The organism is Streptomyces sp. NPDC006450, from assembly GCF_040612195.1.
Classification (GTDB): Bacteria; Actinomycetota; Actinomycetes; order Streptomycetales; family Streptomycetaceae; genus Streptomyces.
This window is the reverse complement of the sequence record NZ_JBEXPT010000005.1, coordinates 124,664-139,225: the sequence shown is the minus strand read 5'-3', so window position 1 is coordinate 139,225 and position 14,562 is coordinate 124,664. Positions and strand designations below refer to the sequence as shown.

The window sequence follows — 14,562 nt, the reverse complement described above, 5'->3', positions numbered from 1 at the left end:
GCCGGACCTCGCCCCCGAGCCGGAGGCACCGGCCACCGGCCGCCGCCGTCGCAGCGCGCCGGCGGCGTCCCCGGACACCGATCCCGCCCCGGCCGGACCGGCCCCCGCGGGGACCGGGCGCCGCAGAGGCGGGGCCGCGGGCGGGATCGCCACGGTGCCCGCGCCGGCCGGGCCCGGCCCCGGACCCGCCGCCGGAGCACGGCGGCGCCGGAGCGCCGCCCCCGCTCCCCGCGACACCTGGCGGCGCATCGTGCCGCAGGCCCTGGTCGTCGCCTTCCTGGCGGGCGGCACCACCGCCTTCGTCGCCGCCGACAAGGCGGTACGCCTCACCGTCGACGGAGTCCCGCGGACCCTGCACACCTTCGCCGACGACGTGGACGAACTGCTCGCCGCCGAAGGACTCGGCGTCGGCCCCCACGACCTCGTCGCCCCGGCCGGGGCGGAGGTCCTCGATGACGGGGACGAGATCGTCCTGCGCTACGGCCGCCCGCTGAGCCTGACCCTCGACGGTCAGCGCCGCCAGGTGTGGACCACCGCCCGCACCGTGGACGGCGCACTGCGCCAGTTCGGGATCCGCGCCGAGGGCGCCTACCTCTCCGCGCCCCGCACCGCCCCCGTCCCCCGGACCGGCCTGACCCTCGCCGTCCGCACCGAACGCAGCATCACCTTCATGGCCGACGGCCGCGAGCGCGCGATCCGCACGAACGCCGCCACCGTCCAGGAGGCCCTCGACGAGGCCGGGATCACCCTCCACGGCCAGGACACCACCTCCGTGCCCGCCGGCTCCTTCCCGCGCGACGGCCAGACCGTCACCGTGCTCCGCATCACCGGCACGCGCGAGATCCGCGAGGAACGCATCCCCTACGCGACCGAGAGGGTCAAGGACGCCGCCCTCTTCGCCGGCACCGAAGTCGTCGAGCGCTCGGGGCGGCCCGGGGCGCGCAGGGTCACGTACAGCCTGCGCACCGTCAACGGGGTCCGGCAGAAGCCCCGCAGGATCGCCGAGGAGACCGTCCGCGAGCCCGTCAGCCAGCTCGTCAAGGTCGGCACCAAGCCCCTGCCCACCTCCGTCCAGGGCGCCGACGGCCTCGACTGGGGCGCGCTGGCCCGCTGCGAGTCGGGCGGCCGGCCCGGCGCCACGGACCCCTCGGGCACGTACGGGGGGCTCTACCAGTTCGACGTGCAGACCTGGCAGGCCCTCGGCGGCAGCGGCCGCCCGCAGGACGCTCCGGGCCCGGAACAGACGTACCGGGCGAAGAAGCTCTACGTGCAGCGGGGGGCGAGTCCCTGGCCACACTGCGGCCGTACCCTTTATCGGTGAGCACCGCAGAGCAGCAGCCCGAACCCGCCGTACCGGCACCTTGTACGCCGGAGACTTCCCCGTCCGAGACCTCCCCGCCCGAGATGTCGGCCCTCCTGGGGGCGGCCGACATCCGTGAGCTGGCCGCCGTACTCGGCGTACGGCCGACGAAGCAGAAGGGCCAGAACTTCGTCATCGACGCCAACACGGTGCGCCGCATCGTGCGCACCGCCGAGGTCCGGCCGGACGACGTGGTCGTCGAGGTCGGGCCCGGGCTGGGCTCGCTGACGCTCGCGCTGCTCGAGGCCGCCGACCGGGTCGTCGCCGTCGAGATCGACGACATCCTGGCCGCGGCGCTGCCCGCCACCATCGAGGCGCGGATGCCGGAGCGCAAGGACCGCTTCGCGCTGGTCCACTCCGACGCGATGCTGGTCAAGGAGCTGCCCGGCCCGCCGCCGACCGCGCTCGTCGCGAACCTCCCCTACAACGTGGCCGTGCCGGTCCTGCTCACCATGCTCGACCGCTTCCCGAGCATCGAGCGGACCCTGGTCATGGTGCAGGCCGAGGTCGCCGACCGACTGGCCGCCGAGCCGGGCAACAAGGTGTACGGGGTCCCGTCCGTCAAGGCCAACTGGTACGCGGACGTCAAGCGGGCCGGTGCCATCGGCCGCAAGGTCTTCTGGCCCGCGCCGAACGTCGACTCCGGACTCGTCTCCCTGGTCCGCCGGGCGCAGCCGGTCAAGACCACCGCCTCCAAGGCCGAGGTCTTCGCGGTCGTCGACGCCGCCTTCGCGCAGCGCCGCAAGACGCTGCGCGCGGCGCTGTCCGGCTGGGCCGGGTCCGCGGCGGGCGCCGAGGCGGCGCTGGTCGCCGCCGGTGTCTCCCCGCAGGCCCGCGGCGAATCCCTGACGGTCGAGGAGTTCGCGGCGATCGCCGAGCACAAGCCCCCGGCGGAGAGGCCCGCACTGTGAGCGGGACGATCACCGTACGGGTCCCCGCGAAGGTCAACGTCCAGCTGTCGGTGGGCGCGGCCCGGCCGGACGGCTTCCACGACCTGGCGAACGTCTTCCTGGCCGTCTCCCTCTTCGACGAGGTCACCGCGACCGCGGCCGGCGAGCTGACCGTGACCTGCGCCGGCCCGGACGCCGGCAAGGTGCCGCTCGACCGGACCAACCTCGCGGCCCGGGCCGCGGAGATCCTGGCGGAGCGGGCCGGGCTGAGCCCCGACGTCCACCTCCACATCGAGAAGCGGATCCCGGTGGCGGGCGGCATGGCCGGCGGCAGCGCCGACGGGGCGGCCGCCCTGCTCGCCTGCGACGCCCTCTGGGGTCTGCAGACCCCGGTCGGCGAACTCCTCGCCCTCTGCGCGGAGCTGGGCAGTGACGTGCCCTTCAGCCTGGTCGGCGGGGCTGCGCTGGGCACCGGACGCGGGGAGATCCTGACCCCGGTGCCGGCCGGCACCTTCCACTGGGTGTTCGCCGTGGCGGACGGCGGGCTCTCCACCCCGGCGGTGTTCCGCGAGTTCGACCGGCTCACCGCCGGTACGGAGGTCCCCGCTCCGCAGGCCTCCCCGGCGCTCCTCGCGGCCCTGGCCTCGGGCGACCCGGACGAGCTGGCCGCCACCCTGACCAACGGTCTCCAGCCCGCGGCCCTTTCGCTGCGGCCGTCGCTGGCCGACACCCTCGCGGCGGGTACGGAGGCCGGAGCCCTGGCCGCGCTGGTGTCCGGCTCGGGTCCTACGACGGCCTTCCTGGTCCGTGACGCGGAGTCCGCGGTGAAGGTGGCGGCGGCGCTGGACGCCTCGGGCACCTGCCGCAGCACGCACACGGCCACCGGCCCGGCCCAGGGCGCGACGGTCCTGCCGGCCTGAGGGCTGCACCTGCGGCCCGAGGACTGGACCTGCGGCCTGAGGGCTGCACCTGGGGCCCGAGGGCTGGACCTGCGGCCCGAGCCCTCAGGCCCGACGTCCGGGGCCCGCGGCCAGGGACGTACCCGGGCCGCTCGCCGTTCTGCGGAATCCCGTAGACGGGGGTGCATGGGCCGGACGGGGGGTTGTCGTGGGCCGAACGGGGGAATGGCGGGGGAAGGGGCGGTGACCGGGCGCTAGGCCGTGCGTTTTCCGGGCATGCAGATCAATCGACTCTCCATGATCGGGGCCCTCGCCGGCTCGGCCCTCCTCTTCGGCGGCGCGCCCGCTCACGCGGCCGACCCGCTGGCCTCCATCCTCGACAACCTCAACGTCTCGGACGTCGCGGACGTCTCGGACCTCTCGCTCACGCGGATCCTCAACCCGACGGTGGTCCTGACCAACGGCGGCGCGACGACCCTCCAGCAGGCGGCCGAGCCGCTGCTGGTGCAGCCCGCCGCTCCCGCGGCCGCGCCCGCCGCCCCGGCGGTCGCTCCGGCAGCCCCGGCGGCCGCTCCCGCCGCGCCCGCCGCCCCGAAGCGCACCGCCACGCTGCAGGCCGCCCCCGTGATGCCGGGCGCTCCCGCGCGGATCGTGTCGGCGGACGCCCCCTGACCGGTGAACACGTGGGGGCCCCGTCCGGGATCGGACACCGCTGCTGATTCCGGGGCCCGTGCGACGACGGCCTGTGCCACTCCGCCGGAGGTGCACAGGCCGTCGCCGCGTCCGCGGTGCGCGGCCGTTCGCCGGTACTCAGATCCGACGTGAGTACGGGCGCTCTGACGGCCCCGGCCCCGCCCGCGCGACCGTGGGGGCATGGGACACACCGCCTCCGCGCTCGCCGCCGCCACCCCCGCCACGCGGGACCGGTACGTCGACCTGCTCCGGGTCGCCTCGCTCGGGACGGTCATCGCCGGGCACTGGCTGATGGCCGCCGTCAGCGGCGACGGCATAGGGAACCTGCTCGCCGTCGTGCCGCCGCTCCAGGTGCTCACCTGGGCGCTGCAGGTCATGCCGGTGTTCTTCTTCGTCGGAGGGTTCTCGCACGCCCTGTCCTACCGGGCCCTCGCACGGCGGACCGAGGGCCCGGTCTACGCCGCCTTCCTGCGGGCCCGGCTCCGGCGCCTTCTGCGGCCCACCCTCGTGTTCGTCGCCGTCTGGACCGCCGCCGCCCTCACCGCGCAGCTCCTCGGCGGGGGCGGCGGGCGCCTTTCCGGGGCGGCGTTCCGGCTGGTCACGCAGCCGCTGTGGTTCATCGGGATCTACCTCGCCATGGTCGCGCTCACCCCGCCGCTGCTGAGACTGCACGAGCGCTGCGGCTGGGCCGCGTTCGGGGCTCTGGTCGCGGCTGCCGCCGCCGTCGATCTGCTGCGCTTCGCGGGCGGTGTCCCGTACGCCGAATTCCTGAACTTCGCCTTCGTCTGGCTCGCCGTCCACCAGCTCGGCTTCCTGCGCGCCACCGGCCCTGGCCGTGGGCAGCTCCGCCGTCCCGGCGCCCTCGCCGCCGCCGGGCTGGCCGGGGCCGTCCTGCTGGTGGCGTACGGGCCGTACCCGCTGTCCATGGTCGGGATGCCCGGCGAGAAGGTCTCCAACATGGCCCCGCCCACCCTGGCGCTGCTCGCACACGGGATCTGGCTCGTGGGCGCCGTGGAACTGCTCAGGGGCCCCGCCGGCGCCTGGCTGGCCCGGCCCCGGGTCTGGCGCGGGGTGGTCGCCGCCAACGGGGTCGCCATGACGGCCTTCCTCTGGCACCTCACCGCGATGCTCGCCGTCTACGCCGCCCAGCTCGGCCTCGGCTTCGCCCTGCCCGAGCCCGCCGGGGCGGCCTGGTGGGCCCAGGTCCCGGTCCGGTTCCTCGCCGCCGCCGCGCTGACCTGCGTACTCGTCGCGGTCTTCCGACGCTTCGAGGCGCCCGCCGCGAGCACCGGGCGCACGGGTTCCGGCTCCGGCTCGGGCCCCCGCGCCGCCCTCGGCACCGCGCTCTGCCTCCTCGGCGTCCTCGGGCTCTCCACGACCGGCCTCGGCGGGCTGCTGGAGGGCCACAGCGCCACCCTGATCGCGCTCCCGGTCACCGCGCCCGCCGCGATCGGCATGGCGCTGGGCGGCTGGCTGCTGGTGGAACGGTCCGGCACTTCGCGGAGGGTTAGGCTGAGGGGCTGATCCACACCCCTTCCCTGGAGCGCTCCTGATGGCCGTCAACCTGGTCAATGTCGAGGCAGTCAGCAAGGTGTACGGCACTCGTACCCTGCTCGACGGCATCTCCCTCGGCGTATCCGAGGGGGACCGGATCGGTGTCGTAGGCCGCAATGGCGACGGCAAGACCACCCTCATCCGCATGCTCGCCAAGCTGGAGGAGCCCGACACCGGCCGGGTCACCCAGAACAGCGGCCTGCAGATGGGCGTACTCACCCAGCACGACTCGCTCGACCCCGAGGCGACCGTCCGGCACGAGATCATCCGGGACATGGCCGACCACGAGTGGGCCGGCAACGCCAAGATCCGCGACGTGCTGACCGGCCTCTTCGGCGGCCTCGACCTGCCCGGCTTCGGGCAGGGCCTCGACACGGTCATCGGCCCGCTCTCCGGCGGCGAGCGCCGCCGCATCGCGCTCGCCAAGCTGCTCATCGCCGACCAGGACCTCCTCGTACTCGACGAGCCCACCAACCACCTCGACGTCGAGGGCATCTCCTGGCTGGCCAAGCACCTCCAGGAACGCCGCTCCGCGCTCGTCTGCGTCACCCACGACCGGTGGTTCCTCGACCAGGTCTGCACCCGCATGTGGGACGTGCAGCGCGGTGACGTCCACGAGTACGAGGGCGGCTACAGCGACTACGTCTTCGCCCGCGCCGAGCGCGACCGCATCGCCGCGACCGAGGAGTCCAAGCGGCAGAACCTGATGCGCAAGGAGCTCGCCTGGCTGCGCCGCGGCGCCCCGGCCCGGACCTCCAAGCCGCGCTACCGCATCGAGGCCGCCAACGAGCTGATCGCCGACGTGCCGCCGCCGCGCGACAAGTCCGAGCTGATGAAGTTCGCCAACGCCCGCCTCGGCAAGACGGTCTTCGACCTGGAGAACGTCACCGTCCAGGCCGGCCCCAAGACCCTCCTCAAGCACCTCACCTGGCACCTGGGCCCCGGCGACCGCGTCGGTCTCGTCGGCGTCAACGGCGCCGGCAAGACCTCCCTGCTGCGCGCCCTCGCCGAGGCCGCCCGCACCCAGGGCGAGGTCCAGCCGGCCGCCGGGTCCGTGTCCGTCGGCAAGACAGTCAAGCTGGCCTACCTCTCGCAGGAGGTCGGCGAACTCGACCCGTCCCTGCGGGTCCTGGAGGCCGTCCAGCGCGTCCGCGACCGGGTCGACCTCGGCCAGGGCCGCGAGATGACGGCCGGCCAGCTGTGCGAGCAGTTCGGCTTCACCAAGGAGAAGCAGTGGACGCCCGTCGGCGACCTCTCCGGTGGTGAGCGGCGCCGGCTGCAGATCCTGCGCCTGCTGATGGACGAGCCCAACGTCCTCTTCCTCGACGAGCCCACCAACGACCTCGACATCGAGACCCTGACCCAGCTGGAGGACCTCCTCGACGGCTGGCCCGGGTCGATGATCGTGATCTCGCACGACCGGTTCTTCATCGAGCGCACCACCGACACGGTCATGGCCCTGCTGGGTGACGCGAGCCTGCGGATGCTGCCGCGCGGCCTCGACGAGTACCTGGAGCGCCGCCAGAAGATGATCGACGCGGCCGCCCCGGCCCCGGCCCCGTCCTCCGCCGGGAAGTCCTCGGCCTCCGGGGACGCGCGCGCCGCGAAGAAGGAGCTGCAGAAGATCGAGCGGCAGCTCAACAAGATGACGGACCGCGAGAGCAGCCTCCACGCCCAGATCGCCGAGAACTCCACCGATTTCGACAAGGTGGCCAAGCTCGACGCCGAGCTGCGGGAACTCATCTCGGACCGGGACGAGTTGGAGATGCGCTGGCTGGAGCTCGCCGAGGATGCGTAGCCTCCGGGGCCCACAGGACCCAACTGGCCGATAACGGCGGCATCACGGGCCGGTCCTCCCTTGGGAACAGGGGTTGGACCGGCCCGGCGTCGTTCTCGCCGTCAGTGATAGAAAGGGCTTCCTCCCACACCCGAAGCCGAAGGTATGCGCTGATGACCGAGCCGCCCCAGCCGCCGAACCAGCCGCCGAACCCTTCCGGTTACGGGCACCTGCCGGGACCCCCGCAGCCCGGTTACGGTTTTCCGCCGCAAGGCGAGAACCCGTACGCGCAGCAGCCCCAGCAGCAGGGGCCGTACGGCCAGCAGCCGCAGGGCCCGTACGGCCAGCAGCCGCCCGGGGGCTACGGCTTCCCGCCGCCCCCGCACATGGCCCCCGGCATGCCGCCGGTCCCGCCCGGCGGACCGAATCCGAAGAAGAAGCTCGCCGTGCTGATCGCGGCCGCCGTCGCCGGCGTGCTCGTCCTGGGCACCGGCGGCTACTTCGCGTTCTTCGCCGGCAAGGACAAGGGCACCGACCAGGTCATCGGGCAGGAGACCACGCCGCCCGCGGACGACAAGGCCTCGCCCTCCGCCTCCGTGGACAAGGGCGACGGCAGCGGCAACGGCGGCGAGGAGGAACAGGACCTCAACGCCGGCCGCAAGCAGGGCGAGGGCAAGGTCCTCTGGCTCAAGAGCAGCAAGATCGACGGCCCCGGTGCGGGCGTCGACTCCAAGGGGCAGTGGATCGTCGGCGACACCGTCGTCAAGACCGTCTGGAAGTCGGTCACCGGCTACGGGGTCAAGGACGGCAAGGAGAAGTGGACCCTCACCCTCCCCGCCGAGATCTGCGCGGTCACCGACATGACCGCGGAGGGCAAGACCGTCGTCCTGCACAAGAACGGCGAGTCCAAGGAAGCCCACTGCAACCAGATGCGGCTGATCGACCTCAAGACCGGCAAGGAGGGATGGTCGAAGGAGGTCCCGAAGGAAGGCCTCTTCGACATCATGACCGCCCCCGACCTCGCCCTCACCGGCGACGCCCTCGTCGTCAACCGGATGGGCACGAGCAGCGCGTTCAAGGTCAGCACCGGCGACAAGCTCTTCGACAACAAGTGGGAAGAGGGCTGCTCGCCCAGCGACTTCGTCGCCATGAACGGCAAGATGCTCTCCGTCGGGACCTGTCAGGACGTCGACAAGACCGTCCAGGTCATGAACGCCGACCCGGCCACGGGCAAGAACACCTGGATCTACAAGCTCCCCAAGGGCTTCCAGGTCAAGAACGTCTACTCGCTGGACCCGATCGTCCTCGACCTCGGCAACAGCGAGGGCAAGGAGCGCTCCATCGTGGTCCTCGGACCCGACGGCAAGCAGCGCACCACCGTCTCCGGCGAAGGCAGCTTCCCGGTCGGCTGCGGCGGCCTCTTCAACCGCTCGCTCCAGAGCTGCGGTTCCTCCTACGTCGACGCGAACACCCTCTACCTGCCCACCAAGGCCGACATCGGCAAGCCGAACGAGATCGTCGCCTTCGACCTCGGCACCGGCAAGGTGAAGTGGCGCACCCCGGCCGGCGAGGGCCGCACCCTGACCCCGCTGAAGGCGGCGGGCGGCCAGGTCGTCGTCTACCGCGAGGCGGAGTCCGAGAAGGGCGGCGAGGTCCTCACGATCCCGGCCGGCGGGGGCACGCCCACGGCGGTCCTGCGCAACCCGTCCGGCCCGGCCGCACCGGTGGAGAGCTCGTTCCTCTCCCCGTACGTGGACTACGTGGACGGCCGGCTGTTCGTCTCCGCCTCCCGCCTGCAGGCCGACAACACGAGCGAGAAGTTCCTGATGGTCTTCGGCAAGTGAGCGACCGCCCCGAGCACGAGCAGTCCGCCGAACCGCCCACCGAGAGGCAGTAGCACCGATGAGTACCCCGCCGCCCCCCAGCCAGCCGCCGTCCGGCGGTTTCGGCGCACCGCAGGACCCGCCGCCGGGCGGCTTCGCCGCGCCCCCGCCGCCGCCCGCACCCCCGGCCAAGCCGGCCGGCCCTCCGCCGCCCCCGGCCCAGCCGCCGACGGCTCCGGCCGGGCCGCCCGCCGGGCCGCCCGCCGGGCAGGCCTCGTACGGGTACCCGCAGGAGCAGTCCTACGGCTACCCGCAGCAGCAGCCGCAGCCCGTCACCACGCCCATGTACGCGGCCCAGAGCCCGGCGGCCCCGGCCGCCGGCGGCAACGAGGTCCGTACCCAGCTGATGATCGTCGGCGCGGCCCTCCTGGCCATCGTCCTCATCGTCGGCGGCGGCTTCTGGTACGTCTCCGGCGAGGACAAGGGCTCCGACGGCCAGCCCGTGGCCGGCGGCAGCGCGAGCCCCGGCGAGGACAAGGCCCCGGGCGGCGGCGGCACCGAGAAGGCGCCGGCCAAGACCAAGTCGAAGACCCTGGTCAACGTCCCGATGCCGGAGTCCTCCGAGATCGTCCAGATCCCCGGCTCCTGGCTCACCGACACCACCTACGCCAAGTCCGACATGGGCAAGGTCGTCGGCTACAACCTGACCGACGGCGCCAAGAAGTGGGAGATCCCGCTCGAAGCCAACATCTGCGGCGCCAGCCGCTGGGTGTCGGACAACAAGACGGCGATCCTCTTCGACGAGGCCCTGCCGACGCCCGAGAAGAAGTACCAGCCGTGCAACCAGGTCGGCGTCATCGACCTGAACTCCGGCAAGCTCCTGTGGAAGGCCACCGCCAAGTCCCAGACCGGCGGCGACAAGCCGATCACCTTCGGTGAGATCACCGTCAGCGGCCAGACCGTCGCCGCGGGCGGCCTGAGCGGCGGCGCGGCCTGGAACCTCGCCGACGGCAAGGTCCTGTGGGGCGCCAAGACCGACGCGGACCGGTGCGAGGACCTCGGCTACGCCGGCGGCCCGGCCCTCGCCGTGATCCGCCGGTGCGGACAGCACCCGAACTACGCCCTGTCCGCCCAGAGCCTCGACCCCGTCACCGGCGCGCAGAAGTCCTCGTACAAGCTCCCCGCCGGTCTCGACTTCGCCCAGATCGTCTCCAGCCAGCCGCTGGTCGTCGCGGTGGACGTCAACGACACCTCCAAGAACGCCACGGGTGTCAGCGACCTCTTCGTCGTCGACGACGGGGGCCAGCTCAAGACGCGCATCCCGCTGACCTCGGGCAACTACGACCCCGAGTGCGGAGCCACCGAGGTCGAGGACTGCACCCACATGGTCGTCGGCAACGGCAGGATCTACATGCCGACCGAGGAGCACAAGGGCGCGAGCGATTCCGGCCGCACCAACGAGATCGTCTCCTTCGACCTGGAGACCGGCAAGCTGACCACCGACCGCGCCGACGCCGGTGAGCGCTACACCGTGTTCCCGCTGCGCATGGACGGCTCGAACCTCATCGCCTACAAGGTCCCGCCCTACGACGGCGGCGGCCAGGTCGTCTCCATCGACGGCAAGACGATGAAGGAGACCCTGCTCATGCAGAACCCGTCGACCAAGGAATCCCAGCGCGCCGAGACCCAGTACGTGCCGGACGCCCACGAGTACCGCTACGGCAACGGGAAGCTCTTCATCGCCCGTGACGCCGTGAGCAGCAAGTCCTCCGTGGCCACCGACCCGTACTACACCTTCGTCTCCTTCACGACGGGCTGACCGGCAGCGGCAGCCGCCCAGAACCCCCGGAAAGCCCCGAAGCCCCCGGAAGGTCCGTCCTTCCGGGGGCTTCTGCGCGGTATCCGCACCGCGCCGTCGAACAAGCGTGTAGCTTGCCGGGGCAGAAGGGCGGGGGTGGGTGCCTCAATGGGCGTACGGGTCATGGTGGTCGACGAGCACCGGCTGCTGGCCGAGGCGCTCGCCTCGGCCCTGAAACTGCGCGGCCACCGGGTGCTGGCCGCCGCCGCCCCGGCGTCGGGCGCCGCCGAACTGGTCATCAGCCGCGCCCCGGAGGTCTGCCTGCTGGGCACCGCCACGCCGGCCGAGCCCGGGGTCTTCGAGCCGATCGTCCGGATCAAGCGGGAGCGTCCGCAGATCGCCGTGGTCGTCCTGGGACCCGTGCCGAGCCCGCGCGGGATCGCCGCCGCCTTCGCCGCCGGGGCCTGCGGGTACGTACGTCACGACGAGCGCATCGAGGGCGTGGAGCGGGCCCTGGCCAAGGCCCGGGCGGGGGAGGTCGCCATCGCGCCGCAGCTGCTGCAGGGGGCCTTCGCCGAGCTGCTCAACCCCGCCGCCCAGCCCGACGACGAGGGCAGCCGGCTGCTGCGGCTGCTCACCCCGCGCGAGGTGGAGGTGCTGGTCCGGGTCGCCGAGGGCGAGGACACCCGGCTCATCGCCGCCGGCATGGCCATCGCGCCGAGCACCGCGCGCACGCACGTCCAGCGGGTGCTGATGAAGCTGGGCGTGGGCTCGCGGCTGGAGGCGGCCGCGCTGGCCGCCCGTACCGGCCTGCTGGACCGGGCCGGACTGCCGCCGGCCGGGGGCGCCCGGCCCTGATCCGGGCCGTGATCCGGGCCGTGGTCCCGGACCTGATCCGGGCTGTGATCCGGATTCTGATCGGGGCCCGGGATTTCCCCGGCGGCGCGGATTCGGGTATGCCGGTGACAGCACGCCCTTGGCGCGTGCGTTTCCCCGGCGAGAGGCAGTAGGCACGTGAGCGAGACGGCGTCTTCCAAATACCTGGTCACCGGCGGAGCCGGATACGTGGGCGGGGTGGTCGCGGCCCACCTCCTGGAGGCGGGCCACGAGGTCACCGTCCTCGACGACCTCTCCACCGGCTTCCGTTCGGGGGTGCCGGCCGGTGCCACGTTCATCGAGGGCCGCATCCAGGACGCCGCCGAGCACCTGGACCCCTCCTACCACGGGGTCCTGCACTTCGCGGCCTCCTCACAGGTCGGGGAATCCGTGGCGAACCCCGGCAAGTACTGGGAGAACAACGTCGGCGGCACCCTGGCCCTGCTCGCCGCGATGCGCGGGGCGGGCGTGCGCCGGCTGGTGTTCTCCTCCACCGCGGCCACCTACGGGGAGCCCGGCGACGGCCTGTTGACCGAGTCCTCGCCCACGGCGCCCACCAACCCCTACGGGGCCTCGAAGCTGGCCGTCGACCACATGATCGCGGGGGAGTGCGTGGCGCACGGCCTCGCGGCGGTCTCGCTGCGCTACTTCAACGTGGCAGGGGCGTACGGGCAGTTCGGCGAACTGCACGACCCCGAGACCCACCTGATCCCGCTGGTGCTGCAAGTCGCCCTCGGCCAGCGGGAGTCGATCTCCGTGTTCGGCGAGGACTACCCGACCCTGGACGGCACCTGCGTACGGGACTACATCCACGTCGCCGACCTGGCCGAGGCCCACCTGTCGGCGCTGCGGGTCGCCGCCGAGGGGGAGCACCTGGTGTGCAACCTCGGCAACGGCAGCGGGTTTTCGGTCCGCGAGGTCATCGAGACGGTCCGCAAGGTCACCGGGAAGGAGATTCCCGAGAGCGTGGCCCCCCGCCGGGCCGGCGACCCGGCCTTCCTCGTCGCCTCCGCCCGCACGGCCCACGAGCGCCTCGGCTGGACCCCGACCCGCTCGGACCTCACCGGCATCGTGACGGACGCCTGGAACTTCACCCGCGCCCGGCGCGGCTGAGCCCGCAGTCACCGCTGCCCCACCCCTGCCGCGCCCGCGCCCCCGCCCCACCGGGGTGGGGGCGCGCGCGTATTCCGGGTGCGCCCTCGCCGGGCGCTGCGCGCGGGCGCCCGGCGTGCGCACGCCGAGTGAAATACCCGCCGCGCAACTGCCCATGGCACACCACCGGACGGAACGGGACGACCAGGGGCGGGACATGGTCGTTTTCAAGCCACCTCGGAGCCCCTCCGGAAGCGCCTCGCCGGAAAATCGCTCGGAAAACTTCTGTAATTCGGCCAACCGCGAGCCGATCGCGGCCCTACGCTGATGCGTGACACCGGTGGGGGCCGGTGTTGATTCAGGGGTCGAGACAAGTCGGGTACGACGTCCGGTCCGGGGTAGTGCAGAGATGTCACGGCGGCGGCCGCGGCGCCTGCGGATCACCCGGTCCGGGCGTCGTACCCGCAGTCGTCCGTTCCCCGACCCTTGGGGGTTTTATGGTCCGTATCCGGGTACTCGTGGTCGACGATCACCGCATCTTCGCCGAATCTCTCGCCGCCGCGCTCGCGGCCGAACCGGACGTGGACGTCTCCGCGGCCGGCAGTGGCCCCGCCGCGCTGCGCTGCCTCGAACGCGCGGTGGCCGAAGGCCGCCGCTTCGACGTCCTGCTGGTCGACTCCGACCTGGCCGCCGTCCCCGCGGGCGTCCCCGCCCAGCGGGAGCCCGCATCCGCCCCACCCGTCACCGCCGACGGGATCGCACTGGTGGCAGGCGTACGGGTATCCCACCCCGAGGTCCGTACGGTCGTGCTCGCCGAGCGCGACGACGCACGCCGGGCCGCCCTCGCGCTCCAGGCGGGAGCCTCGGGCTGGGTGGCCAAGGACTGCTCGCTCTCGCGGCTCCTGGCCGTCATCCGCGGAGTCCTGCGCGAGGAGACGCACCTTCCGCCCGCGCTGCTCACCGGGGTGCTCCGCGAACTGACCGCGGCGCGCAAGCACCGTACCGACAGCGAACGGCTGGTGGAGTCCCTCACGCCCAGGGAGCACGAGGTGCTGCGCTGCATGGTGGCGGGGCTGGGACGCAAGGACGTGGCCGCGCGGCTGTTCCTCTCCCCGCACACCGTCCGCACCCACATGCAGAACGTGCTGGGCAAGCTGGGCGTGCACTCCACGCTCGCGGCGGTCGCCCTGGCCCGGCGGGCCGGCGTACGACCCGCTGACCTGCCCAATCTGCCGGGGCAGGCCCTAGCCGGGGATGTTGTCGAACGGAGCGGTCAACTGGCGTAGCAGGCCCGCGAGATCGCCGCGCTGCGTCCGCGAGAGCTGGGCCAGGATCGCCCGTTCCTGGGCCAGCAGCCCGGCGAGCGCCTGGTCGGCGCGGTCGCGGCCCTCGGGGCTGAGGCGCACCAGGACCCCGCGGCGGTCGTTGGGGTCCGGCAGCCGTTCGACGAGGCCCTTCTTGGCGAGCCGGTCGATGCGGTTGGTCATGGTTCCGGACGTCACCAGGGTCTGCGTCAGCAGTTGGCCGGGGGAGAGCTGGTACGGCGCGCCGGCCCGCCGCAGCGAGGTCAGTACGTCGAACTCCCAGGGCTCCAGGCCGTGCTCGGAGAAGGCCAGTCGGCGGGCGCGGTCGAGGTGCCGCGCGAGCCTGCTGACGCGACTGAGTACCTCGAGTGGTTCCACGTCGAGGTCAGGGCGCTCCCGCCGCCATGCCGCGACCAGTCGGTCGACCTCGTCCTCCATGCCGATCAGTGTAAAGGGTCTGTCGACGTGAAGTCTCTTTAAATCGAGCATCTCGATT

Annotated in this window: 12 protein-coding genes; 11 read left to right on the top strand and 1 reads right to left on the bottom strand. The window is 73.0% G+C overall.

Going from position 1 to position 14,562, the window contains the following annotated elements; all coding sequences use genetic code 11:
• The 11 genes from ABZY57_RS03965 to ABZY57_RS03915 all read left to right on the top strand — a co-directional run.
• Positions 1–1,321 (top strand): ubiquitin-like domain-containing protein (locus ABZY57_RS03965; protein ID WP_356507832.1); only part of this gene is annotated, 1,321 nt, incomplete at its 5' end.
• An 83-nt stretch (positions 1,322–1,404) separates the two neighbouring features.
• The gene (rsmA, locus tag ABZY57_RS03960) at positions 1,405–2,271 is read left to right on the top strand and encodes a 16S rRNA (adenine(1518)-N(6)/adenine(1519)-N(6))-dimethyltransferase RsmA (RefSeq protein ID WP_356507854.1); all 867 of its coding nucleotides are present in this window, start codon (positions 1,405–1,407) and stop codon (positions 2,269–2,271) included.
• Positions 2,268–3,170, top strand: coding sequence for a 4-(cytidine 5'-diphospho)-2-C-methyl-D-erythritol kinase (locus ABZY57_RS03955; RefSeq protein WP_356507830.1), 903 nt, complete (start codon positions 2,268–2,270; stop codon positions 3,168–3,170). Before rsmA ends, ABZY57_RS03955 begins: the two co-directional genes overlap by 4 nt.
• 255 nt (positions 3,171–3,425) lie before the next feature.
• Positions 3,426–3,821 carry a hypothetical protein gene (locus tag ABZY57_RS03950; RefSeq protein WP_356507828.1) on the top strand — a complete coding sequence of 132 codons (396 nt, stop codon included), beginning with the start codon at positions 3,426–3,428 and terminating at the stop codon, positions 3,819–3,821.
• A gap of 201 nt (positions 3,822–4,022) precedes the next feature.
• Positions 4,023–5,366: an acyltransferase family protein gene (locus tag ABZY57_RS03945; protein WP_356507826.1), complete on the top strand. Its 1,344-nt coding sequence runs from the start codon at positions 4,023–4,025 to the stop codon at positions 5,364–5,366.
• A 28-nt stretch (positions 5,367–5,394) separates the two neighbouring features.
• A complete protein-coding gene (locus ABZY57_RS03940; RefSeq protein WP_356507824.1) occupies positions 5,395–7,194 on the top strand; it encodes an ABC-F family ATP-binding cassette domain-containing protein in 1,800 nt (599 codons plus the stop codon).
• A gap of 152 nt (positions 7,195–7,346) precedes the next feature.
• The gene (locus ABZY57_RS03935) at positions 7,347–9,017 is read left to right on the top strand and encodes a PQQ-binding-like beta-propeller repeat protein (protein ID WP_356507822.1); all 1,671 of its coding nucleotides are present in this window, start codon (positions 7,347–7,349) and stop codon (positions 9,015–9,017) included.
• A 58-nt stretch (positions 9,018–9,075) separates the two neighbouring features.
• Entirely contained in the window at positions 9,076–10,815 is a 1,740-nt protein-coding gene (locus ABZY57_RS03930) for a PQQ-binding-like beta-propeller repeat protein (protein WP_356507820.1), read from the top strand.
• Positions 10,816–10,962: 147 nt separating this feature from the next.
• Positions 10,963–11,652, top strand: coding sequence for a LuxR C-terminal-related transcriptional regulator (locus ABZY57_RS03925; RefSeq protein WP_356507852.1), 690 nt, complete (start codon positions 10,963–10,965; stop codon positions 11,650–11,652).
• 156 nt (positions 11,653–11,808) lie between these two features.
• A complete protein-coding gene (gene galE / locus ABZY57_RS03920) occupies positions 11,809–12,783 on the top strand; it encodes a UDP-glucose 4-epimerase GalE (protein ID WP_356507819.1) in 975 nt (324 codons plus the stop codon).
• A gap of 476 nt (positions 12,784–13,259) precedes the next feature.
• A complete protein-coding gene (locus ABZY57_RS03915; RefSeq protein WP_356507817.1) occupies positions 13,260–14,048 on the top strand; it encodes a response regulator transcription factor in 789 nt (262 codons plus the stop codon).
• On the opposite strand, the gene ABZY57_RS03910 is transcribed toward ABZY57_RS03915, so the two are convergent.
• Positions 14,007–14,504, bottom strand: coding sequence for a MarR family transcriptional regulator (locus tag ABZY57_RS03910; protein ID WP_243335294.1), 498 nt, complete (start codon positions 14,502–14,504; stop codon positions 14,007–14,009). The two genes, ABZY57_RS03915 and ABZY57_RS03910, sit on opposite strands and share 42 nt — an antisense overlap.
• Between the last annotated feature and the right edge of the window lie 58 nt (positions 14,505–14,562).